At 73.6% G+C, this 24,212-nt stretch carries 14 protein-coding genes; 7 read left to right on the top strand and 7 right to left on the bottom strand.

The features are described from left to right. Positions 1-87: 87 nt before the first annotated feature. From ACFY7C_RS23680 to ACFY7C_RS23655, 6 genes are all read left to right on the top strand, one after another. The gene (locus ACFY7C_RS23680; RefSeq protein ID WP_389653947.1) at positions 88-1,905 is read left to right on the top strand and encodes an ABC transporter ATP-binding protein; all 1,818 of its coding nucleotides are present in this window, start codon (positions 88-90) and stop codon (positions 1,903-1,905) included. Further along, positions 1,902-3,806, top strand: coding sequence for an ABC transporter ATP-binding protein (locus tag ACFY7C_RS23675; RefSeq protein ID WP_389653945.1), 1,905 nt, complete (start codon positions 1,902-1,904; stop codon positions 3,804-3,806). Before ACFY7C_RS23680 ends, ACFY7C_RS23675 begins: the two co-directional genes overlap by 4 nt. A gap of 187 nt (positions 3,807-3,993) precedes the next feature. Next, positions 3,994-6,969 carry a carbohydrate binding domain-containing protein gene (locus tag ACFY7C_RS23670; RefSeq protein WP_389653943.1) on the top strand — a complete coding sequence of 992 codons (2,976 nt, stop codon included), beginning with the start codon at positions 3,994-3,996 and terminating at the stop codon, positions 6,967-6,969. Between the two features lie 286 nt (positions 6,970-7,255). Then, entirely contained in the window at positions 7,256-9,286 is a 2,031-nt protein-coding gene (locus tag ACFY7C_RS23665) for a M4 family metallopeptidase (RefSeq protein ID WP_389653941.1), read from the top strand. A gap of 75 nt (positions 9,287-9,361) precedes the next feature. Continuing rightward, positions 9,362-10,018 (top strand): response regulator, encoded by a 657-nt coding sequence (locus ACFY7C_RS23660; protein ID WP_389653939.1) that lies wholly within the window; start codon positions 9,362-9,364, stop codon positions 10,016-10,018. Further along, complete coding sequence (locus ACFY7C_RS23655) at positions 10,011-11,537, top strand: sensor histidine kinase (RefSeq protein WP_389653937.1); 1,527 nt, start codon at positions 10,011-10,013, stop codon at positions 11,535-11,537. Before ACFY7C_RS23660 ends, ACFY7C_RS23655 begins: the two co-directional genes overlap by 8 nt. 33 nt (positions 11,538-11,570) lie before the next feature. On the opposite strand, the gene glgP is transcribed toward ACFY7C_RS23655, so the two are convergent. The 7 genes from glgP to ACFY7C_RS23620 all read right to left on the bottom strand — a co-directional run bounded on the left by glgP (position 11,571) and on the right by ACFY7C_RS23620 (position 22,945). Continuing rightward, the gene (glgP, locus tag ACFY7C_RS23650) at positions 11,571-14,126 is read right to left on the bottom strand and encodes an alpha-glucan family phosphorylase (RefSeq protein WP_389653935.1); all 2,556 of its coding nucleotides are present in this window, start codon (positions 14,124-14,126) and stop codon (positions 11,571-11,573) included. Between the two features lie 75 nt (positions 14,127-14,201). Then, positions 14,202-15,539: an FAD-dependent monooxygenase gene (locus tag ACFY7C_RS23645; protein ID WP_389653933.1), complete on the bottom strand. Its 1,338-nt coding sequence runs from the start codon at positions 15,537-15,539 to the stop codon at positions 14,202-14,204. Between the two features lie 26 nt (positions 15,540-15,565). Then, a complete protein-coding gene (locus tag ACFY7C_RS23640; protein WP_389653931.1) occupies positions 15,566-16,666 on the bottom strand; it encodes a monodechloroaminopyrrolnitrin synthase PrnB family protein in 1,101 nt (366 codons plus the stop codon). A gap of 64 nt (positions 16,667-16,730) precedes the next feature. Beyond that, the gene (locus ACFY7C_RS23635; protein ID WP_389653929.1) at positions 16,731-18,173 is read right to left on the bottom strand and encodes an MFS transporter; all 1,443 of its coding nucleotides are present in this window, start codon (positions 18,171-18,173) and stop codon (positions 16,731-16,733) included. Continuing rightward, complete coding sequence (locus ACFY7C_RS23630) at positions 18,170-19,582, bottom strand: 4-hydroxyphenylacetate 3-hydroxylase family protein (RefSeq protein ID WP_389653927.1); 1,413 nt, start codon at positions 19,580-19,582, stop codon at positions 18,170-18,172. The genes ACFY7C_RS23635 and ACFY7C_RS23630 overlap by 4 nt, the downstream gene beginning before the upstream one ends. 174 nt (positions 19,583-19,756) lie before the next feature. Further along, on the bottom strand, positions 19,757-21,643 hold the full coding sequence (locus ACFY7C_RS23625) for a hypothetical protein (RefSeq protein ID WP_389653925.1): 1,887 nt from the start codon (positions 21,641-21,643) through the stop codon (positions 19,757-19,759). Positions 21,644-21,955: 312 nt separating this feature from the next. Then, positions 21,956-22,945: an AraC family transcriptional regulator gene (locus ACFY7C_RS23620; RefSeq protein ID WP_389653923.1), complete on the bottom strand. Its 990-nt coding sequence runs from the start codon at positions 22,943-22,945 to the stop codon at positions 21,956-21,958. Between the two features lie 118 nt (positions 22,946-23,063). Here ACFY7C_RS23620 and ACFY7C_RS23615 point away from each other — a divergent pair, with 118 nt between their 5' ends. Continuing rightward, complete coding sequence (locus tag ACFY7C_RS23615; protein WP_389653921.1) at positions 23,064-23,993, top strand: SDR family oxidoreductase; 930 nt, start codon at positions 23,064-23,066, stop codon at positions 23,991-23,993. Positions 23,994-24,212 lie beyond the last annotated feature (219 nt).

The raw sequence follows: 24,212 nt of genomic DNA, 5'->3' as shown, positions 1-24,212 counted from the left end.
TCCGACGGTCGGCGATCCTACGGGGCGGGCCGCACGGCCGGAAAAGCACATGAGCGATGTCAGGGGTGAACCCTAGGCTCGGACCTGATGCCCTCCGAACCCGCACTCACCAAGGATCCGCACGGCCGCCGCTCGGCCGTGCGCACGCTGCTGCGCCTGTGGCCCTACGTCCGGCCCGTACGCGTACGCCTGTTCACGGCCGCGTTCGTCGCGATCGTCGCCTCCTGTCTCTCGCTCGTCATCCCCCTCGTCCTGAAATGGCTGGTCGACGGCCCGGTCACGGACGGCGACACGACCGGGGTGTGGCTCGGCGCGCTGTACCTGCTGCTGCTCGGCATCGCCGAGGCGGCCCTCTTCGGCTTCCGGCGATGGCTGGTGGCCCGGCCGCTCGCCGGGGTGGAGGCGGGCATGCGGGCCGATCTCTACGGGCGGCTGCAGCGGCTGCCGATCGCCTTCCACGACCGGTGGGCGTCCGGACAGCTGCTGTCGCGCGGGACGACCGACCTGATGATGGTCCGGATGTTCCTGGCCTTCCCGCTGACCTTCCTGCTGGTCAACGGCGTGACGATCCTCGCCGGTTACGCGGTGCTGCTCGCCCAGGACTGGACGCTGGGGATGGTGCTACTCGTCCCGGTGGTGCCGATGGTGGTGCTCTGCTCGCTCTTCGAGCGGCGGTACGCGGTGGTGGCGCGACGGGCGCAGGACCAGGTGGGCGATCTGACGACGGTGGTCGAGGAGAGCGTCCTGGGCATCCGGATCGTCAAGGGCTTCGGCCGCCACCGCAGCCAGGCGGAGGCGTTCCGGACCCTGGCCGGGCTGCTGCGCACCACGGAGCTCGGCAAGGCCCGGCTGCTCGCCGGGATCTGGGCGTTCATCACGCTGCTGCCGGAACTGGCGGTGGGCGCGGCGCTGGTGGTCGGCACGGTGCAGGTGGCGGACGGGGAGCTGTCGGCGGGCACCCTCGTGGCGTTCCTGTCGACGGCGCTCGCGCTGCGCTGGCCGGTGGAGTCGATCGGCTTCCTGCTGGCGATGAGCCAGGAGGCGGCGACGGCGACGGAACGGTACTTCGAGGTGATGGACGCGGCGGAGGAGTCGGAGACGGGGCCCGGGCCTTCCGGGGCCGGGACCGGGGGCGCCGGTGCGGGGGCCGCCGACGGGGTGCGGTTCGAGAGCGTCACCTTCCGCTACCCGGACGCGCCGGCGGACGCCCCGCCGGTCCTGGACGGGATCGACCTGCACATCCGGCCCGGCGAGACGCTGGCCCTGGTCGGCGGGACCGGGTCGGGAAAGACCACGCTCACCGCGCTCGTACCGCGGCTGCACGAGGTGACCGCCGGGCGGATCCTGCTCGACGGCGAGGACATCGCGCTGATGCCCCGGGACCGGCTGCGGTCACTGGTGTCGGTGGCGTTCGAGGAACCCACCCTCTTCTCCGCGAGCGTCGGCGAGAACGTCCTGATGGGGGCCGGGGCGGACGCCGCCGAGCCGGAGCTGCGGCGCGCGCTGGCCGTCGCCCAGGCCGACGGCTTCGTCGACCGGCTGCCCGAGGGCACCGCGACCGAGGTCGGTGAGCAGGGCCTGAGCCTCTCCGGCGGTCAGCGCCAGCGCCTCGCCCTGGCCCGCGCGGTCGTCGGCCGCCCGCGCTTCCTGGTCCTGGACGACCCGCTCTCGGCCCTCGACGTCCACACCGAGGCCCGGGTCGAGGCCGCCCTGCGCGAGGTGCTCCGCGACACCACCGCCCTGGTCGTCGCCCACCGCCCGTCCACGGTGCTGCTCGCGGACCGGGTCGCCCTGCTGTCGTCCGGCCGCATCGCGGCCGTCGGCACCCATCACGAACTGCTGCGCACCAGCGCCGAGTACGCCTGGCTGATGTCCGGCGAGCGGCACGAGGAGAAGACCCGATGACGGACGCGCACACGGAGACGGAGAGGGAGCGGGAGCGGGACACCGCGGTCGGGAACGGGGTCGGCGCGGGGACCGGAACCCCCGAGGCGGCCGGCTCGGCGGCGACCGGCGGCGATCCCTTCGACCGGGACGACCTGCCCGCCGCGCCCGGGGCCACCGGGCGGCTGCTGCGGTCGCTGCTCGCCCCGCACCGGGGGCGGGTCGTGGTCGCCGCGCTGGTGCTGCTGGTGCAGCAGGCCGCGCTGCAGGCGGGGCCGTTGCTCGTGGCGTACGCGATCGACCGGGGCGTGCCGGCGTTCCGGAGCGGGGACCACGGACCGCTGGTCGCCGTGGCGCTCGGGTATCTGGCGTGCGCGGTGGCCGGCGGGCTGTTGCAGTACGCGTTCGTCCGGGGCGCCGCCCGGGTCAACCAGGACGTGCTGCTCGATCTGCGCGGGCGGATCTTCCGGCACGCGCAGGCCCTCAGCGTCGACTTCCACGAGCGCTACACCTCGGGCCGGCTGATCTCCCGCTCCACCACCGACGTGGAGTCGCTGCGCGAGCTGCTGTCCGAGGGCCTCCAGGAGCTCATCGGCGTCGTCCTCTCCTTCGTGGCGATCTCGGCGATGCTGCTCTGGCTCGATCTGGGCATCGGGGCGGTCGCCGTGGCCTCCTTCGGGCCGCTGTACCTCCTCGTACGGCTCTACCGGCGCCGGTCCGCCGTGGTCTTCGCGGAGCGCTCCACCGCCATCGCCTCGGTGATCGTGAAGTTCGCGGAGACGATGAACGGCATCCGGCCGGTACGGGCGTTCCGCCGGGAGCGAACCAACGACACGGAGTTCGCCGCGCTCAACCGGCGGCACGAGCGCAGCAACGGCGACGCGCTCCTGGAGATGGCCCGCTATGTGGTCGGCTCGCGGCTCGTCGCCAACACGGCGGTGGCCGGAATGTGTCTGTGGGGCGCCTGGCGGGTCGCGGACGGGACGCTGGAACTCGGTGTGCTGGCGGCGGCCGTGCTGTACGTGCGGCGGCTCTACGACCCGATCGACCGGCTCGGGATGTTCCTCAACTCGTACGAGTCGGCGGCGGCCTCGCTCGCCAAGATCGCGGGCCTGCTCGCCCAAGAGCCGGGTGTCCCGGAGGCGGCGGCGCCCCGCGAGCTGCCCGCCCGGACGGGCCGGCCGGGGCGCGAGGTCGTGTTCGAGGGGGTGCGGTTCGCGTACCGGACCGGCGGCGAGGTGCTGCCGCGCTTCGATCTGACGATCCCGGCCGGTCAGACGGTGGCCGTCGTCGGGGCGACGGGCGCGGGCAAGTCGACGCTGGCGAAGCTGCTGGCCCGCTTCTACGACCCGACGGAGGGCCGGATCCTGCTCGACGGGGTCGATCTGCGGGACCTGTCGACGCCCGAACTGCGGCGGGGCGTGGTGATGGTGACGCAGGAGGCGTTCCTGTTCTCGGGCACGGTCGCCGACAACATCGCGATCGGCCGGCCGGACGCGACCCGCGCCGAGATCGAGCAGGCCGCGAAGGCGATCGGCGCGCACGACTTCATCGCGGGGCTGCCGGACGGCTACGACACGGACGTCCGCAAGCGTGGTGGCCGGATCTCGGCGGGCCAGCGCCAGCTGGTGGCGTTCGCGCGGGCGCTGCTGGCGGATCCGGCGGTGCTGATCCTGGACGAGGCGACGAGTTCGCTGGACGTGCCGGGCGAGCGGGCCGTGCAGCGGGCGATGGACACGGTGCTCGCGGGCCGTACGGCGGTGGTGATCGCGCACCGGCTGTCCACGGTGGAGGTCGCCGACCGGGTGCTGGTGATGGAGTCGGGCCGGGTGGTGGAGGACGGCTCGCCGGCCGAACTCGTGGGCGGCGAGGGCCGTTACGCGGGCCTGCACCGGGCCTGGCGGGACAGCCTGGTGGGCTGACCGCCCCGCGCAACCGCGACGAACGTCCGTATGCCGGTCCTCTCGGGGCCGGCATACGGACGTTTTCGTCTGCCCGCGCGCGATCTCTTTACGGCTCGACCGACCAGGGGTACCTTCCAGCCGTCGTAAGCGCTTGCAGCAACTTTCCGCCGATTCTTGCTTGTTGAGCTCCGCAAGGGAGTCCCCCATGAGACGCGGTCCCACCCGACGGCTGCCACGGCTCCTGGCCGTCGCCGCCGTCACCGGCACACTGCTGAGCCCGGTCCCGGCGCACGCCTCGACCGCCACCGCCACCGCCACGACGACGGCCGGCAACACCGCGACCGTCTTCTACTCCACGAAGACCCGCGACTGGTCCGCGTACCACCTCCACTTCGCCCCCGACGGCGGATCCTGGACCACCGTCCCCGGGGTGGCCATGGAGGCGGCCTGCGCCGACTGGGTCAAGAAGACCGTCGACCTGGGCTCCTCGAGCGGCCTGCGGGCCACCTTCACGAACGGCGGCGGCACCTGGGACAACAACGGCGGCGCGAACTACGCCCTCGGCACCGGGAACATCACCGTCAAGGACGGCGTCGTCGCGCACTCCGACCCCTGTGCGGGGTCCGACACCCCCGCCCCCGCACCGAACTCCGCCACGGTGTACTACTCGACCGAGGCGCTCGGCTGGTCGACGGCCAACCTCCACTACGCCCCGGCCGGCGGCCCTTGGACGACCGTCCCCGGCATCGGGATGCAGGCCGCGTGTCCCGGCTGGTGGAAGCAGACCGTGGGCCTCGGCTCGGCCGGCTCCCTGCGGGCCGCGTTCAACAACGGCAACGGCACCTGGGACAACAACAACGGCGCCGACTACACGATCCCCGCCGGCACCAGCACGGTGCGGAACCGGACCGTCACCGCGCGGGCCCAGGACCCCTGCGCGGCCACCGCGCCCGACACCACGGCCCCCACCGCGCCGACCGGGCTCACCGCGAGGGCCGACGGCGTCTCCGTCGTCGTGGGCTGGCAGCCGTCCACCGACGCGACGGGCGTCACCGGCTACCAGGTGACCCGCACCGACGGCAGCGGCGGAAGCGTCGTCACCAGCGTCGGCTCGACCGTCCACACCGACACCGGCCTGGCCGAGCACACCACGTACACCTACACCGTGCGGGCCGTGGACGCGGCCGGGAACGTCTCCGCCGCCTCCACCCCGGCGCAGGCCACCACCGGCGCGAAGCCGGCCGGTCCCGCGCCCGGGAAGCCGCTGGGCACCGACCCGCGCAAGGACCCGATCTACTTCGTCCTGACGGCCCGCTTCCACGACGGCGACCCCGCCAACAACCGGGGCGGGAGCCAGCACGTGAAGTCCGGCAACGCGGCGAACGGCGACCCGATGTTCCGGGGCGACTTCAAGGGACTGGTCGAGAAGCTCGACTACATCAAGGCGCTCGGCTTCTCCGCCGTCTGGATCACCCCGGTGGTGCTGAACCGCTCGGACTACGACTACCACGGCTACCACGGCTGGGACTTCTACCGGGTCGACCCCCGTCTGGAGTCCGCGGGCGCCTCGTACCAGGACCTGATCGACGCCGCCCACGCCAAGGGCATGAAGATCTACCAGGACGTGGTCTACAACCACTCCTCCCGCTGGGGCGCCAAGGGCCTGTTCGTGCCGACCGTGTACGGCGTGCGCGACTCCCAGTGGAGCTGGTACTACGACGAGAGGCAGACCGGCTTCGAGTACGACGGCCTGACCGTCGACGCCAAGAGCGGCAGGTCGTACTACAACGGCGACCTGTGGTCCACGGCCGAGCCCGCCGGCAACACCTGTCTGAACTGGGGCAGGCCGACGGGCGGCAGGAGCCCCGAGGGCTACACGATCCACAACTGCCAGTGGCCCTCCCCCACCTCCGGCATGTTCCCGAAGGCACTCTTCCACCAGTGCTGGATCGGCAACTGGGAGGGCGAGGACGCCCGTTCCTGCTGGCTGCACGAGGACCTCGCGGACCTCGACACCGAGAACGCGCGGGTGCAGAGCCATCTGATCGGCGCGTACAACAAGTACATCGACATGGGCGTCGACGGCTTCCGCGTGGACACCGCCGTCCACATCCCGCGCACCACCTGGAACCGCCGCTTCCTGCCCGCCATCCAGGAGCGGGTGGCCCAGCGCCACGGCGCCGAGGCGGCGCGGAACTTCTTCGTCTTCGGCGAGGTCGCCGCCTTCGTGAACGACAAGTGGAACCGCGGCTCGGTCAACCATTCCGCGCAGTTCTACACCTGGAAGGAGCGCCAGGAGTACGACGCCGACGACGCGAGGGCGAGCCTGGAGATGTACGCGTACGAGCAGCAGCTCGGCCCGTCCGGCCAGCCCACCGGCGACAACGCCGTCCTGCGGGGCAACGCGTACCACGCGCCCGACCACTCGCGCTTCTCCGGCATGCACATCATCGACATGCGCATGCACATGAACTTCGGCGACGCGCAGAACGCCTTCTGGAACGGCAAGGACTCCGACGACAGCGTCAACGACGCCACGTACAACGTGGTCTACGTCGACAGCCACGACTACGGCCCCGACAAGAGCAGCGAGCGCTACGCGGGCGGCACCGACGCCTGGGCCGAGAACATGTCCCTGATGTGGACTTTCCGCGGGATCCCGACCCTGTACTACGGCTCCGAGATCGAGTTCCAGGCCGGGAAGAGGATCGACTGCGGGCCGAGCTGTCCGCTGGCCACCACCGGCCGCGCCTACTTCGGCAACCACCTGGCCGGCCAGGTCACCGCCGCCGGCTTCTCCCGCGTGGCCTCCGCCAGCGGCACGGTGGCGACGACCCTGGACAAGCCCCTGGTGAAGCACCTCCAGCGGCTGAACCAGATCCGCAGGGCGGTGCCCGCCCTGCAGATGGGCCAGTACTCCACGGAGGGCGTCAGCGGCGGCATGGCCTTCAAGCGGCGCTACACCGAGGGCGGCACCGACAGCTTCGCGCTGGTCACGGTCAGCGGCGGGGCCACCTTCGGCGGCGTCCCGAACGGGACGTACGTCGACGCGGTCACCGGCGACACGAGGACGGTGACGAACGGCAGCCTCACCGTCGCGGCCCCCGGCAAGGGCAACCTGCGGGTCTACGTGCTCGGCGGCCCCGGAAGGATCGGCGCCGACGGCCCGTACCTGAAGTGATCCTCCACCGCCCGGGCGGCACCGGGACAGGATCTCCCGGTGCCGCCCGGGCGCGTCCGCTGGGCGGACGGCGACGTACGGGCAACGGACGATTTCCGGCCAAGTTGTTGACGCGGTCCTGACAGCCGGGGTCGCCAACTGCCACTCTCTCCCCGGCTCTTCGCATCGATGTTCACCGCATCACCCGTACGTGTTCATCCGTATGTGCTCATGCTCCACAGCTCTGCTTGCTCCGCCCGGGCGGCCCCACCCAGCCCCCGGTACCCCCCTCGCAAAAGGAGTCTGCGTGAGATCCACGCCCAGCCGTCGCGCCACCGCGACCGGCGCTCTGATCGCTGCCGCCGCCATGGTCGCCGTGACCGTCCAGACCGGCACCGCCACGGCCGACGGCGGTGCGGCCGTCGCCCCCAAGGCGCAGGCCGCCGCCCAGGCGAACCCGGGCAAGCTGCCGGCCGACCTCTCCCCGGCCCAGCGCGCCGCGCTGATCCGCGCCGCCCAGGCGGACACCGCCGCGACGGCCAAGGAGCTCGGCCTCGGCGCCCAGGAGAAGCTGGTCGTCCGCGACGTCGTCCAGGACCGCGACGGCACGACCCACACGCGCTACGAGCGCACCTTCGCGGGGCTCCCCGTCCTCGGCGGTGACCTGATCGTCGCCGAGACCAAGGCCGGCGCCACCACCTCCGTCGCCAAGGCCACCCGCGCCGACATCACCAAGGTGGACACCGCCGCGGCGACCATCGCCCCGGCCGCCGCCGAGAAGCAGGCCGTCGGCCTCGCGAACGCCGAGGGCTCCAAGGAGACCAAGGCCGAGCGCGCCCCCCGCAAGGTCGTGTGGGCGGCGAACGGCACCCCCGTCCTCGCCTACGAGACGGTCGTCGGCGGCATCCAGCACGACGGCACCCCGAGCGAGCTGCACGTCGTCACCGACGCCAAGACCGGCGCGAAGCTGTACGAGTGGGAGGGTGTCCACACCGGCACCGGCAACACCCAGTACAGCGGCCAGGTCACCCTGGGCACCGCCCCGTCGTACACGCTGACGGACACGACCCGCGGCAACCACAAGACGTACAACCTCAACCGGGGCACCTCCGGCACCGGCACGCTGTTCACCAACAGCACCGACGTCTGGGGCAACGGCCTGCCGTCGAACCTGGAGACCGCGGGTGCCGACGCGCACTACGGCGCCGCGCTCACCTGGGACTACTACAAGAACGTGCACGGCCGCTCCGGCATCCGCGGTGACGGCGTCGGCGCGTACTCCCGGGTCCACTACGGCAACGCGTACGTCAACGCCTTCTGGTCCGACTCCTGCTTCTGCATGACGTACGGCGACGGCGCGAACAACGCCAAGCCGCTGACCTCCATCGACGTGGCCGCGCACGAGATGACGCACGGCCTCACCTCCAACACGGCGGGCCTGGTCTACAGCGGCGAGTCCGGCGGCCTGAACGAGGCGACCTCCGACATCTTCGCGGCGGCCGTCGAGTTCTACGCCAACAACGCCACCGACAAGGGCGACTACCTGGTCGGCGAGAAGATCGACATCCGCGGCAACGGCACCCCGCTGCGCTACATGGACAAGCCGAGCAAGGACGGCTCGTCCAAGGACTACTGGTACTCCGGCATCGGCTCGATCGACGTCCACTACTCCTCGGGCCCGGCGAACCACTGGTACTACCTGCTCTCCGAGGGCAGCGGCACCAAGACCGTCAACGGCGTCACCTACGACTCGCCGACCTCCGACGGCCTGCCCGTCACCGGCATCGGCCGTGACAAGGCCTCGCTGATCTGGTTCAAGGCGCTCACCACCAAGTTCAACTCGAACACCAACTACGCCGGCGCCCGCACGGGCACCGTCGCGGTGGCGACCGAGCTGTACGGCGCGGGCAGCGCCGAGGTGAAGGCCGTCGAGCACGCCTGGGCCGGCATCAACGTCGGCTCCCGCCCCGGCGGCGGCGACCCGGGCACCGGCAAGGTCTTCACCAACGACGCCGACGTCTCCATCCCGGACAACGGCGCCGCGGTGACCTCCTCCGTGACCGTCTCCGGCGTCACGGGCAACGCCCCCACCAACCTGGCCGTCGGCGTGGACATCGTCCACACCTACAAGGGTGACCTGGTCGTCGACCTGATCGCTCCCGACGGCTCGGTCTACAACCTGCACAACCGGTCGGGCGGCAGCGCCGACAACATCGTCCAGACCTACACGGTCAACGCCTCCACCGAGGTCGCCAACGGCACCTGGAAGCTCCGCGTCCAGGACAAGGCCTCGATCGACACCGGCTACATCAACAGCTTCAAGCTGACCTTCCCGTAACCGCGGGAGCAGGATCACGGGCGCCCGGAGGGAACGTTCCCTCCGGGCGCCCGCGCGTCTGCGTAGGCTGGTCCGATGATCAGGGTCCTGCTTGCCGACGACGAGACGATGATCAGGGCCGGGGTGCGGGCGATCCTCGCCACCGACCCGGGGATCGAGGTGGTCGCCGAGGCGGGCGACGGGCACGAGGCGGTCGAGCTCGCCCTCCTGCACCGGCCCGACGTCGTCCTCCTGGACATCCGTATGCCCGGACTCGACGGGCTCGGCGCCGCCGAGGAGCTGCGGCGGGTGGTGCCCGGGGCGGCGGTCGTGGTGCTCACCACCTTCTCGGAGGACGCCTACATCGAGCGGGCGCTGGGCAGCGGGGTCAGCGGTTTCCTGCTGAAGTCCGGCGATCCGCGCGAACTGGTCGCGGGCGTGCGGGCGGTGGCGGAGGGCGCCGCGTTCCTCTCGCCCGTCGTCGCCCGCCGGGTCATCGACACCCTCGGCGGCGCCCGCTTCACCCGGGCCGCCGACGCGCGGGCCCGGCTCGCCCCGCTGACCGGGCGGGAGCGGGAGGTGGTGGCCCTGGTCGGCGCGGGCCTGTCCAACCAGGAGATCGCCGCGCGCCTGTACGTGGTCGAGGCCACCGTCAAGGCCCATGTCAGCGCGGTCCTGGGACGGATCGGGCTGCGCAACCGGGTGCAGCTGGCGGTGCTCGCGTACGAGGCGGGGCTGGTCCCCGATGCGTGAGCGGGCCCGGCGGCGGACCCTCGACGCGCTGCTCTGGCTGCTGCTGTGCGTGCCCCTCCTGCTCACCTCCGACCCGCACGACGGCGGCTCGTGGACCCGGGTGGCCGTGGGCGTGGTCCTCGCGGCGGTGTGCGTGGCGCTCGCCCGGCGGTGGCCGGTGGCGCCGCTCGCGATCACGATCGGGGTCTCCCTGGCCTTCGGGCCCGAGCTGTTCACGCCCTCGTACGTCGTCGCCCTGATCGCCTTCGGCTGTCTCGCCGGGCGCCGCGGGGAGCGGACCCGGCCGGCGCTGTGGCTGTTCGCGACGGTGCCGGTGGCGGGGCTCGCCCTGGTCCTCGTCACGGGCAGGGCGCTGGTGCACTGGTTCGCGCTGCTCCTCTCGCTCGCCCTCGCCGTCGTCGCCCCCTGGCTGATCGGGCGTTACGCGCGCCAGTACGACCGGCTGGTGCGCAGCGGCTGGGAGCTGGCCGACCGGATGGAACGCGAGCAGGCGGCGGTCGCCGACCGGGAGCGGCTGCGCGAGCGGTCCCGGATCGCGGGCGACATGCACGACTCCCTCGGCCACGAGCTGGCCCTGCTCGCCCTGCGGGCGGGCGCGCTGGAGCTCGACCCGACGCTCGGCGCGGCCCAGCGGGAGGCGGCGGGCGAGCTGCGGCGGGCGGCGGGTGACGCCACGGCCCGGCTGCGGGACATCCTCGGCGTGCTCCGCGAGGACGGCGAGGAGCCGTCGGTCGCCCCGCCGGACGAGACGGTCGCCGCCCTGGTCGAACGCGCCCGGGACTCCGGCCTCTCCGTCGCCTTCGCCGAGGGCGGGGGTGCGGCGGAACCCCTGCCGGAGATGGCCGCCCGCGCGCTGCACCGGGTGGTGCAGGAGGGCCTGACGAACGCGGCCAGGCACGCGCCGGGCGCGGCGGTGACGGTGGCCGTCGAGCGGGACGCGGGCGCCGTGCGGGTACGGGTGGTGAACGGGCCGGGGACGGCTTCGGGGGCCGCCTCCCCGGCCGCGTCCGGTGGGACCGGTCTGGTCGGGCTCGACGAGCGGGTGCGGCTCGCGGGCGGCTCCCTCACCCACGGGACCACCGGTGGGGGCGGGTTCGCCCTGTCCGCCGCACTGCCGCTGCGCCCGCCCGCCCCGCGGCCCGCCGCCGCGCCCCGGTCCGCGCGGGAGCTGGACCTGGCGCGCCGGCAGGTGCGGCGGGGCCTCGCACGGGCGATCTGGATCCCGCCGGCGCTGCTCACCGGGCTCGGGCTGCTGATGGCGGGTGTCGCCCTGTACACCCAGCACCGGTCGTATCTGGAGCCGGAGGACTACGCCCGCATCGAGCTCGGGTGGACCCGCGCCGAGGTCGCCCCCTATCTCCCCGACAGCCCGCTCGACGGCGCCCCACAGCGCGCCCCGGCCGAGCCGCCCGGCATGGACGAGTGCCTGTACTACCGCTCGCTCATGCTGGCGACGGTCCCGGTCTACCGGCTGTGCTGGGCGGACGGGCGGCTGGCCGACAAGGCGGAGGTGGGCTGAGCCCGGTCGGTGGGCGAGGCCGACGGCCGCCCGTCAGCGCATCAGCAGCCCCGCCCCCTCCCCCTTCGTCTCCGCCGGCAGCGCCACGAGCCCCAGCTCCGCCGGGTGCGCCAGCGCCGGATGGGCGGGCAGCACCCGGACCGTGCAGCCGAACGGGCCGGTGCGGTCCAGCGAGAGCACGCCCGCGTACGGGATGCGGCCCTCCAGGTCCGGGCCGCCCGCCGGCTTGAGCACACTCGTCCGGGCGTCGCGAAGCCGGTCGTCGGCGTCCACCCGGCCCGTCACGGCCTGCACCTCGACGTCCTCGGGGCTCAGCTCGCCCAGCGCCACCCGGACCCGGACGGCCGGTGTCGCCCCCAGCTCCGCGTCCGCCCCCTCCAGGTCGTCACCGACCTCCACGTGGTCCACGGACACCTTCGGCCAGGCCGCGCGCACCCGGGTCTTCCAGGCGGCGAGCGCCCGCGCCGTGTCCGGGGCGAGCGCCCGGTGCTCGGCGGCGGCGGGGGCGTAGAGCCGCTCCACGTACTCCCGGACCATCCGGTCGGCGTGCACCTTCGGGCCGAGGTCGGCGAGGGTGCGCCGGACCATCGCGGTCCAGCGGGCCGGCACCCCGTCCGGGCCGCGGTCGTAGAAGCGGGGCGCGACCCGGTGCTCGATCAGCTCGTACAGCGCGGCGGCCTCCAGGTCGTCCCTGCGGTCCTCGTCGAGGCCGGCGGCCCCGTCGGCGGTGGGGATCGCCCAGCCGAAGTCCGGCTCGAACCACTCGTCCCACCAGCCGTCCAGGACGGACAGGTTGAGGCAGCCGTTGAGCGCGGCCTTCATCCCGCTCGTGCCGCAGGCCTCCAGGGGCCGCAGCGGGTTGTTCAGCCACACGTCGCAGCCGGGGTAGAGCCCGCGGGCCATGCCCATCCCGTAGTCGGGCAGGAAGACGATCCGGTGCCGCACCCGCGGGTCGTCGGCGAACCGGACCAGCTCCTGCACCAGCTTCTTCCCGCCGTCGTCGGCCGGGTGCGCCTTGCCGGCGACGACCAGCTGCACGGGCCGCTCGGGGTGCAGCAGCAGGGCCCGCAGGCGGTCCTTGTCGCGCAGCATCAGTGTCAGCCGCTTGTACGAGGGGACCCGGCGGGCGAAGCCGATGGTGAGCACGTCGGGGTCGAGGATGCCGTCGGTCCAGCCCAGTTCGGCGGCCCCGGCGCCGCGCTGCCGCCAGGACTCCCGCACCCGCCGCCGCACGTCCGCCACGAGCCGTTCGCGCAGGGTGCGGCGCAGCTCCCACAGCTCCCGGTCGCCGGCCTCGGGTCCGAGGCGGGCCACCTCGGGGGCCGTCCAGGTGGGGGCGTGGACGCCGTTGGTGATCGAGGTGAGCGGCAGCTCCTCGGGGTCGAAGCCCGGCCACAGGCCGGCGAACATGGCACGGCTGACCGAACCGTGGAGGGTGGACACGCCGTTGGCACGCCGGGCGAGCCGGAGGCCCATGGCGGCCATGTTGAAGAGTCCGGGTTCGCCGCCGAGCGCGGTCTCGTCGCCGAGGGCGAGGATCCGTCCGGTGTCGACGCCGGGCAGCGCGCCGTCCTCGCCGAGGTGGCGGGCGACCAGGGTCCGGTCGAAGCGGTCGATGCCGGCGGGCACCGGGGTGTGGGTGGTGAACACGGTGCCGGCCCGCACGATCTCCAGGGCGGCGTCGAAGTCGACCCCCTGGTTCCCGAGTTCGCGGATGCGTTCGAGGCCGAGGAAGCCGGCGTGGCCCTCGTTGGTGTGGAAGACCTCGGGCGCCGGGCCGCCGGTGAGCCGGGTGTACGCGCGGACGGCGCGGACACCGCCGATGCCGAGCAGCATCTCCTGCAGGAGCCGGTGCTCGCTGCCGCCGCCGTAGAGCCGGTCGGTGACCCCGCGTTCGCTCGGGGCGTTCTCCTCGACGTCGGAGTCGAGCATGAGCAGCGGCACCCGGCCCACCTGCGCGGTCCAGATGTGGGCGTGCAGGCTCCGCCCGCCGGGCAGGGCGAGGGTGACCCGGGCGGGGGTGCCGTCGGGCTCGCGGAGCAGGGCGACGGGGAGCTCGCCGGGGTCGAGCACCGGATAGCGCTCCTGCTGCCAGCCGTCGCGGGAGAGGGACTGGCGGAAGTAGCCGTGGCGGTAGAGCAGTCCGACGCCGACGAGCGGGACGCCGAGGTCGCTGGCCGCCTTGAGGTGGTCGCCGGCGAGGATGCCGAGGCCGCCGGAGTACTGCGGCAGCGCGGCGGTGACGCCGAACTCGGGCGAGAAGTAGGCGATCGCGGCCGGTGGCTCGCCGGGCTGCCGCTGGTACCAGCGGGGTTCGGTCAGATAGCGGTCGAGGTCCTCGGCCGCGTCCCGCAGCCGGGCCAGGAAGTCCTGGTCGGCGGCGAGCGCGGCGAGCCGCCCGGCGTCGATGGCGCCGAGCGCGCGGACGGGGTCGCCGTCGGCGGCGCGCAGCACCTCGGGATCGACGGTCTCGAAGAGTTCGCGGGTGGGTTCGTGCCAGGACCAGCGCAGGTTGCGCGCCAGGTCGGCGAGGGGTCGAAGGGTGTCGGGGAGGACGGGACGCACGGTGAATCGACGGATAGCCTTCACGTGTTCCACCTTCGCAGGCCGTGACGGACCGGAGCGGAAGCACCACGCTGTGCGTCCGCGGTTCCGTCCCGGAGCCTAGGCCACGGGCGCGCCGGCCACCACGGCGCGTGCGGGGCGGCAGGGCGCTTCGTAGGGGGAGCCCTGGTTCACGGTGGCCGGGTCGAAGGCTCCGGTGGCGGCGTAACGGGCGGCGACGGCGGCCAGTTCCTCTGCGGGGATCACCTGGTGGACGTCGGTGAAGCCGTGCGGCGCGCGCCGGTGCACCAGGTCGATGACGACCTCGGGGCCCTGCCGCCGGCCCGCGTGCTGGAGGGCGGTGGTGACGGGCCGCCGGTGCGCCTCGTACGCGCGCAGCGCCTCGGCCGGGTCGGGGTGGACGGCCAGGGCGTGGGCGAGGGCGCGGGCGTCGACGACCGCCTGGCTGGCCCCGTTGGAACCGACGGGGTACATGGCGTGGGCGGCGTCGCCGATGAGGGTGGTGCGGCCGTGGCTCCAGCGGTCGAGGGGTTCGCGGTCGACCATCGGATAGGCGTGGGCGGTGTCGGCGGCGCGCAGCACGTCGGTTACCCGGACGCCGTCGAACTCCCAGCCCTCGTAGTGGTGCAGGAAGGTGTCGACGTCGGCCTCGCGGTTCCAGTCGCCGAGGGCGTGCGCGTCGGGCGGGCCGTCGGCGGGCCGGGCCAGCGCCCAGTTGACCAGGACGCGTCCGCCGGTGGGGCGGCTCATGGGGTAGACGACGGCCTTCTGCCGGTCGTCGCCGGCGATGAGCATGAAGCGGGCGGCGGCCGCGGCGGGCATCCGGGAGACTCCGCGCCAGATCACCATGCCGTTCCACGGGGGCCGGCCCTCGCCGGGGTTGAGGGCGGCGCGGACGGCGGAGCGTATGCCGTCGGCGCCGATGAGCACGTCGGGTTCGAGCGAGGCCCGGCCGCCGCGCCCGATGCCGTCGCGGTGGGCGAGCCGCAGCCGGGGCCGCCCGTCGGGCCGGACGTCCACGCCGGTGACCCGTACGCCGGACAGGACGGCGGTCGGACCGAGGCGCTCGCGGACGGCGTCGGCGAGCACCCGCTGGAGGTGGGCGCGGTGCAGGGAGAGCTGGGGCCAGCGGTATCCGGCGCCCAGGCCGCGCGGTTCGCGGGAGATCAGCCCGCCGGAGCGGTGGTAGTAGCGCAGTTCGCGGGTGCGCAGGGCGGCGCCGGACTCCAGGGCGGCGAGCAGGCCGAGCGCGTCGAGTTCGCGGACGGCGCCCGGCATGAGGTTGAGTCCGGCGCCGCCCGGCCGGGTCTCGCGGGCCGCCTCGACGACGGTGATCCGCGCGAAACCGGCGGCGTGCAGGGCGAGTGCGGCGGTGAGCCCGGCGATGCCGCCGCCGGCGATCACGATGTGCGGGGTGTGGGGGCTGTGGGGGGTCATGGGGTTCTCCGGGGTCGGTCGGGGGCTCAGGCGACGGCGCGGCGCACCAGCGTCTCGTTGGCGCGGGTGAGGTCGAGGATCGTGCGGAGCAGGCTGACCGGGGCGCCGCCGCTGCCCTCGTCGTAGCGGCGCAGGTCCTCGGCGTACGCCTTGCGGGCGAGGGTGACGTGCCGGGCCCGGAAGGACTTCAGGAGGCGCAGGACGCGGGCGAGCGAGTGCGCGGAGGCGGCGAGCTGCGGGGGCAGGTGCCGGCCGCTCTCCCAGCTGACGGCGGCGGACAGCTTGCTGACGGCGGACACGCCGCCGCCGTGCCGGGCGTGGAAGTCGCGCCAGGCCGGCAGGGCGTACGGGAGGGAGTCGGCGAGGAAGGCGCCGTAGGCGGGGTCGGAGCGGTCGCACTGCCAGAGGGTCAGGTCGATCAGCCAGAGCGGTATCTGGGCGGCGGCGGGGCCGAGGTAGGCGCGCCCGTCGATGTCGATCTCCTCGAAGTAGGGCCGCAGGGTGCGGGCGAAGTACTCGGGGGAGACATGGGCGACGGTGAGGTCGATGGCGTCGACGATCGACTGGACGTGCTGGGCGGTGCGGTCGAGGGCGAGGGCGAAGCCGGGGTCGTACGGTTCGAGGCGGGCGACGCGGGCGCAGCTGTCGAGGGCGGCGACGAGTCCGGGGAAGACCATCCGGACGGCTTCCTGGAGGTGGGCCTCCATGGGGTGGCCGGTGTACGTGCGCCGGCGGCGGCCGGCCGGGTTCCAGGCCGTGTAGTGGTGGACGGTGTCGCGGGGCACCATGTCGGTGCGGCGGCCGATGAGTTCCAGGACGGGTAACACCTCGGGGACGGCGGCGACGGGCTGCACGCCGTGACGTTTCAGCGAGCCGAGCAGGATGCCGAGGTCCCGCATGGCGGCGAGGGCGTCGACGACGCTCCACTCGGCGGCGCGGTCGAGGTCGGGGACGAGGGCGCGCAGGGCGACGGTGAGGGCCGGGGTGTCGGCGTCGGCGTTCATGGCGGGCAGGGCGGCGAGGACCGCGTCCGCGCCGAGCGGATCGGCGGCGCGGATGTCGGCCATCCGGTAGCGCGGGTCGGTTCGTTCGTCGAGTCCGGGCACGACGAGGTCGTACAGCGTCACGGGGAGCCCCCTCGGGAGAGGTAGGAGAGGTGTCGGGGAGACGCCGGACCGCTCGGGGCAGCGGTCAGCGCGGGTCGCCCACCCGGTCCCGGCGCGGTGGCGCCGTGGCGGGGGCGGGCGGACGCGGCCGTGCGGACAGGAGCGCGGCAACGGCTGCGAAGGCCGCGCCCACGAGGAGCGCGGCACGGAAGCCACCGGTCTCGGCGGCGGGGGTGGGGGTTCCGGGGGTACCGGTGACGGCGGTGGCGACGGCGACGAGGACGGCGAGTCCGAGCACCGAGCCGAACTGCTGCCCGGTGTTGACGAGTCCGGACGCGAGGCCGGTCTCCTCGGGCGCGGCGCCGGCGGTCGCGGCGACGTTGGTGGTGACCATGACGAGCGGCAGCGCGGCGCCCAGGAGCAGGGTGGGGGCGAGCACGGTGCCGGCGAAGCCGCCGTCGGGGGTGAGCGCGAGCCCGAGCCAGAGCGTGCCGGCGGCGAGGAGGACGAAACCGGCGGTCATGGTGCGGGTGAGGCCGAGCCGGGAGATCAGCCGCCCGGTCTGCGGGGCGACGGCCACGACGACCAGGGACAGCGGCAGCAGCCCGAGCCCGCCGCCGAGGGGGCCGTGCCCGAGCACCCGCTGAAGGTAGAGGCTGACCAGGAAGAACATCGGGAACAGCGCGGTCTGCGCGAGCGCGGCCAGCAGGATGGCCCGCCGCTGCGCGGCCCTGCGCCACACCCCGGGCGGCACGAGCGGCGCGACGGCCCGCCGTTCGACCGCCCCGAAGATCGCGAGCAGCCCGAGCCCGCAGCCCCCCGCCACCAGCGTGACGGGGGAGAGCCACCCGTTCTGCCCCGAGCCGACGAGCGCGTACGCGAGGAGCCCGAGCCCGGCGGTGACGGTGAGCGCCCCGGCGAGGTCGAAGCGACGGAATCCGCCGGTCTCGGCGCCGGGGCCGGTGGCCGCCGGGAGCAGCCGGGTCGTGAGGACGGCCAGGGCCGTCGCCGCCAGGAGGTTCAGCCAGAAGGTGGAGCGCCAGCCGAGGAGGGCGGTGAGGGTGCCGCCGAGGGTGGTGCCGAGGACGCCGCCGAGGCCGCCGGTCGCGGCGAAGACGCCGAGCGCCCGGTGGCGGCCGGGCCCGTCGGGGAAGAGGACGAGCAGCAGGGCGAAGGCGGCGGCCGCGGCGAGGGCGGCGCCGACGCCCTGGGCGGCCCGGGCGGCGACCAGGGCGGCCGGGTTCGGGGCGAGCGCGCCGGCCGTGGAGGCGGCGGCCAGGAGGCCGAGGCCGGCGAGGAGGATCCTGCGGTGACCGAGCAGGTCGGCGGCGCGCCCGCCGAGCAGCAGCAGCCCGCCGAAGGTGATCAGATACGCGTTGGCGACCCAGGAGAGGCCCGCGGAGCCGGAGCCTAGGGCGGCGCCGATCGACGGCAGGGCGACGTTGACGATCGCCGTGTCCATGATCAGCAGCAGTTGGACGGCGGCGAGGACCGGGAGCGCGCCCCGGGTCGCGGTGGGGCTGCTCACCGGCTCGTCCCCAGGTCGTAGCCGTCGAGGCAGGCGCGGGCCAGCGCCTCGCAGTCCTCGGCGGCGCCGGCGCCGGTCTGCATGGTCAGGTAGACATGCGGGGCGCCCTGGTAGAAGCGCTCGTACTGCTCGTGCCGGCCGGCGAACTCGGAGCCGAGGGCGTCCCAGGCGAGCTTGAGGAGTTTGATCCGGTCCTCGGCCGGGTCGCCCGCGGTGCGGACGTACTGACCTACGAGCGGGCCGAGTTCGGGGTGGAGCAGGTCGCGGCCGCTGGCCGGCAGCGCCAGGAGCGCGCCGCCCGCGAGCAGCTTGATGTCCTGGACGGCCCGCGGATAGAGCTCGCCGGCCATGATCCGCTGGGCGAAGGAGATCTCCTGTCCGGGCCGTACGCCGCCGCGGCCTCCGTCGACCTCCTCCCAGGAGGCCTCGGCGGCCAGGACGAAGGCCTTGGCCTGGGCGACCATGCCGAGCAGCCGGCCGAGGGCCTGGGTGACGGCGGGCAGCTTCTCGGTGCCGTTGGAGCGGGTGACGAGGATCGCGAGGCCGGTCAGGAACTCCAGCTTGGTCCAGAAGCGCGTCGCCGACTGGTGCGTGAAGTTCAGGTAGGCGGGGGTCCGCCACCACATGGCGGCGGTGGTGACCGGGTCCCGGTAGGTGAGCACCCGTTCCCAGGGCACGAAGACGTCCCGGCAGACGAGGAGCGCGTCGTTCTCGTCGTAGCGCGCGGACAGCGGCTGGTCGAAGACGGAGCGGGCCCGCTGTTCGTAGGAGGTGCGGGAGATCAGGGTGAGGCCGGGGGTGTCGAGCGGCAGGGAGAAGGCGACGGCGTGTTCGGTGTCGTCGGCGGCGAGGGGTTCGATGGTGCCGACGAGGATCTCGTCGGCGAAGACGGCGCCGGTGCCGACGGTCTTGGCGCCGCGCACGACGATGCCGCCGTCGCGTTCCCCGACGACCCGGACGGCCTCCCCCGCGGGGTCGGTCAGCGTGAAGGCGCAGTGCAGGTCTCGCTCGGCGAGCCTGCGGTGGAAGGCGAGGGCGTTCTCGGCGCCGTCGAAGGACTCCCCCGTGAAGGCTGCGGGCAGGGCGGCGAAGCCGGCCGCGCCGGAGGCCATGTGGTCGGGGGTACGGCCGAGGAAGCCGTAACTCGCCTCGGCCGCCACCTTGTACGCGCGACGGCGGGCGACCAGGTCCTCGTAGGACCGGGGCACGGCGTACGCCCGGTGCACCCCGCCCTTGACCAGGACGGGACGCAGCGCCGGATCGGCGGCGAGGTCGTGGAGCCGGGCGAAGGAGGCCGCCGCGGAGCGGAAGGCGGGGTGGGTGGTGACGTCCTTGACGCGTTCTCCGTCGAGCCAGATCTCGCGCCCGTCGCGTAACGCCTCCAGATACTCCTGCCCGGACCTCGTCACCGGTTCGTCGCCTCTCCTCGGGGTGCCACGGGGGTGCCGCGGGAGCGGTGCTCGGGGGGACGCCGCGGCCGTGCCGCCCTCGAGCCTCCACGGGCCGGACCCCCGGGAGCAATGAACGTCCGTCCAGGGCTCCTTAAGAACCGGCCAGCGCCTCCGAGGTCCTTCCGGCTCCGACTACGGCCGTCCCCCTTGTGCCTCGGCCGGTTCCACGGGCCTGCGCCGCTCGTGCTCGGCCAGCCGGCCACGTATCCGCTCGACCTCGTCGGGATGCTCTCCCCGCGCCCGCGCCAGCGCGACGTCGATGACCAGCCGGACCCGCTCCGCTTCGACGGGCGGATACGCCACTCCGGATGTCCGCTGGCGGTTGGCGACCGTGATCAGGGTCTGGCTCGCTGCGGCGTCGTGGTCGTGACGGAGCCACTTCCCGTACTCCCACTCGCGCCGCTTGGTGATCCCCTGGAACAGCACCCGCAGGTTCGTGACGGCTATCTCGCCGCTTTCGGTACGGTCGGTGAAGTGAACTCCCTGGCGAGTGCGCACCTCCACCAGGGAAGCGGTGCAGACCAAGAGCACCTTCTCACCCGCCTTGCGCCGCCCCCAGCGGAAGTCACCGTGGGCGTACTCCTCGGCCGACTGGTTCACCGCCAGGTCACGGAGCTGCCTGAGCCGGTCGCGTTCCCGACGCCATCCGGAGAGATCGCGTTCGTACGCCTCCCTCGCCCTCCGCGTTCCCTCTGCCCGGGCACGCACGGCACGTTCCTCGGCCGCGACCCGCGCCGCCTCACGCCAACGGGCGTAACGGACGACGATGGCGCGACGACGGCGCCACAGCAGCACTCCGGTGACGGCAACAAGAGCGAGGACGCCGAGACACCAGAGGACCAGGCGCTGGATCTCACCGGCCGTCCACTCGTCGGAGACGTCGAGACCGATGGTCTGACGGGTGGTGTTGCCGACGCGGTCCGTCGCGGTGACCGTCACCACGTGCCTGCCCGGCCGCATCTGCAACAGGACGTCTTCCGGCACACCGGTGAGGATGGCCCGCCGGGGCGGTGCACCAGGGCTCTCGACGAGCACCCTGGCTCCCTTCTCGCCGGTGATCCTGACCACCGCGTCGCCGTAGCGCGCCCGGTCGGCGTCGTACGTGAGCGCGAGCGGCGGCGGAGCCGTGTCCACGGTGAACGCCTTCGACCGCGCGGCACCGCGACGGCCGAAGGGGTCGGCAAGCGCGACCTGAGCCAGGTGGTTCCCGTCGATCAGTGAGACGGGAACGTCGGCCCTCCCGTAGGTGTCGAGAACGATGTCATGGCGGGCGCCCCCCACCGTGAGCGTGCCCTTGCCGCCGCGTGGCCCGGTCACCCGCAGCACCGGAGTCCGGGTCCGGTAGGCGGCGTCGTGGGTGACGACGGGCCGGAAGTCGTGGAGGTCGACGACCGCCTGCTGGGTGAGAACCGTCGCGTTGCCGGCGGAGTCGCGGACGGTGGCCGTGATGCTGTGCCGGCCGTTCGGCAGCCACAGCTCCTCGCGCACCGTCCCGCCGGCCGCGACGGTCCCGGTCAGCCGGTCCTTCCGGCCGGCGACCCGGATGTCGTAGACGGTGCCGTGCTCAGCGGTGAACGAGACGGAGACGGCAGCGGTCGCGCGATCGGCGGGAGCCGCGGCCAGCGTGTGGGCCGTCGGCTTCGTGGCGTCCGTGGTGAGGGTGAACTCGGCGCTGGGCACACTGCTGTTGCCCGCCGGGTCGACAGCCACCACGGAGTACGTGTGATCACCGTCTTCCGCGGTGAAGGAGATCCGCTGAGCGGATCCGGTGGCCGCCGCCTTGGCCACCACGGCGTCGTTCGCGTCGCGCACCTCTATTCGCGAACCGCGCTCGGCGGTGACCGATACCGTCACCTTTCCGCCCGCGCCCGTCCCTGGCTTCGTGACGGTGGGGGCGTCGGGCGGCTCGACGTCGTACTCCTCCGAGTCGCCTGAGCCGGATCCCCGCCGGCTGCCCTCGTCCGCCCCGGGCAGCGAGTCGTACCCGCAGTAGGTGAAGTATCCGAGGTCGCCGCACACGTACGACCCGGTGTCGGACGGGCAGGAGTGCCATCGATGGCAGCCGTCGCGATGGGCGGCGGCAGGGGATGCCGATCCCCAGGCAACGGCCAGGGCAAGAGCCAGGGCGGCGGCAAGAGTCGAGGGATGTCCCCTGTGGGCAGGTCTCTTCACGTACTGCGATCCCCCCGGATCGGCGGTGGCCTCGTCGCGCACCGAAGGTGGGGATGGTGTCAGACGCGGTGGCGGGGACTCAATACGTATGTTCCTTCGATGCCGGTGCGGCGGCCCGGGAGGCGTCCGGCGGTTCGCCGCCGGACGCGGCTCCCTCCGTCAGGCCGCCCGTTCCTCCCCCGCCCGGTACTCGCCCGGTGTCCGCCCGAACCACTTGCGGAAGGCGAGGTGGAAGCCGACCGCGCTCTGGTAGCCGACCCGTTCCGGGACGCAGGACTGGGGCAGGGTGGTCTCGGTGAGGAGCCGGGCGGCCTCCTGCATGCGGCGGCCGGTGAGGTGGCGGGCCGGGGACTCGCCGACGAGGTCGCGGAAGGCGGCGGTGAAGGCGGAGCGGGACATGCCGACCTCGCGGGCCAGGGAGTCGATGGTCCAGGGTTCGGCGAACCGGGTGGCTATCACCACGAGGGCGCGGCTGATGCCGGGGTGGCGCAGGACGGGCAGGGAGTCGGGGTTGTCGGCGAGCTCCCGCAGCAGCGGGCGCAGGGCGAGGACGAGGGCCATCTCGAAGGCGCGCAGGGTGATGAGCCGGTCCCCGGGGCCGACCGGCCGGTCGGTGGAGGCGAGCAGCCGCAGGGTGTCGCGGAGCAGCGGTTCGCGGTCGACCTGGGCGCCGTCGAGGACCAGGGCCCAGGGCAGCGCGCGGTAGAGGCCGGTGGCGGCGCTGGCGTCGTAGTGGAGTCCGGCGCACAGCAGGCGGCTCTCGGCCCCGGTGCCGTCGATGCGGATCTCCCCGGAGGTGCCGGGGGTGCGTTCGGGCAGTACGGCCTTGAGCGGCAGGCCCTTGCGTTCGGGCCGGTCGGAGAGCCGGTGGGCGACTCCGGTGGGGAAGACGATGAGGTCGCCGGCGCGCAGCTCGATCGGGGTCTGGTCGGCGGCGGTGATCCAGCAGCCGCCCTCGACGATGTAGTGCAGGACGGCGCAGCCCTCTTCGGCGTCGCCCTCGATGGCCCAGGGGGCGCTGACGTGCCAGCGGCTGTCGAAGACGCCGGTGAGGCGCAGCGGTGTGAGGAGTTCGCTCAGGAGGTCGTCGCGCTCAGCCTCGATCCGGTCGGTACGACGGTCAGTGCCCTGGGTTCCCACGGTGGCCATGGACGATCCCTCAACTTCCGCCCCTGTTTGTTAATTGAACGGACGAAGCCGTCGCGACCAGCCTGGAGTGCGGCCACAACGGCAGCGGTCACAGCCTATCGAAGGGCCTCATCGACACATGTCCAGTCAGAATCCGATGCGGGTGGCGGTCGTGGGGGCGACCGGTTTCCAGGGGGGTGCCGTGGCCCGGCTGCTCGCCGAGCACCGGCACGCGGTCCGCACCCTGACGCGCCGCCCGGAGGGGGACCGGCCGCCGCTGCCGGGTGCGGAGTTCGTGGCGGGTGAGCTCGCGGCCCCGCAGGACGTGCGGCGGCTGTTCGAGGGGGTGACGCACGCGGTCGTCACGATGCCGCTGGTGTACGAGGAGGAGCGGATCGGCCTGTACGCGGCGAACATCGCGCGGGCGGCGCGCGAGGCGGGCACGCGGCGGCTGGTGTTCAACGCCAACACCCGGGTGCCGCAGGGGGTGACGACCGTGCCGGCGTTCGAGACGCGGCGGCTCGCGGAACAGATCCTGCGGGACAGCGGGGTGCCGCTAGTGGTCCTGCGGCCCCCGGTGTATCTGGACAACCTGTTCTCGCCGTGGAACGGGCCGGGGCTGGTCGACGAGGGCGTGCTCGCCTATCCACTGCCGGCGTCCGCGCCGACCGCGTGGATCTCGCACCGGGACCTGGCGGAGGCGGCGTACGCGGCGCTGACCCGGGAGGGCCTGGAGGGGCGCACCTTCGACATCGGCGGGTCGGTGTCGCTGACGGGCGCGGATCTGGCGGCGGCGTTCGGGCGGGGTCTGGGGCGCGCGGTGCGGTACGTGCCACTGCGGCCCGAACTGTTCGAACGGGGGATCGCACAGCTGCTCGGCCCGGAGACGGCGGCCGGGGTGGCCGGCATCTACCACTACATGGCGGACGGCGGCGATCCGCTGCTGATGGCCGGGGACGACGGGGTGTCGGCGGAGGCCCTGGCGGTCTCGCCGGCGCCGGTGGAGGAGTGGGTGACCCGTCAGCCCTGGCAGGTGTGGTCGAACGACACGGAGGGGCAGCCCGCCTGAGCGACCGCCACGGTTAGGCCATTCGGAGGACCTCCCGGAACCGGGGCCACGGACCGGACTCGGGGGGAACCGGCCCTGTCCCACAAGGACAGGGCCGGTTTCTTGTCCGGGAGGTGTTCTTGTCGGTGCGGCTACGCCCTAGTAGTTAACAAGGCGCCGGATTGCCCACCCGAAAACCGGGGGAAGGCTCCTTTCCGTACCCCTCCGGAATGTCTTCAG

Source organism: Streptomyces sp. NPDC012769, from assembly GCF_042901205.1.
GTDB lineage: Bacteria > Actinomycetota > Actinomycetes > Streptomycetales > Streptomycetaceae > Streptomyces.
This window is presented reverse-complemented; position numbering and strand designations above follow the sequence as displayed.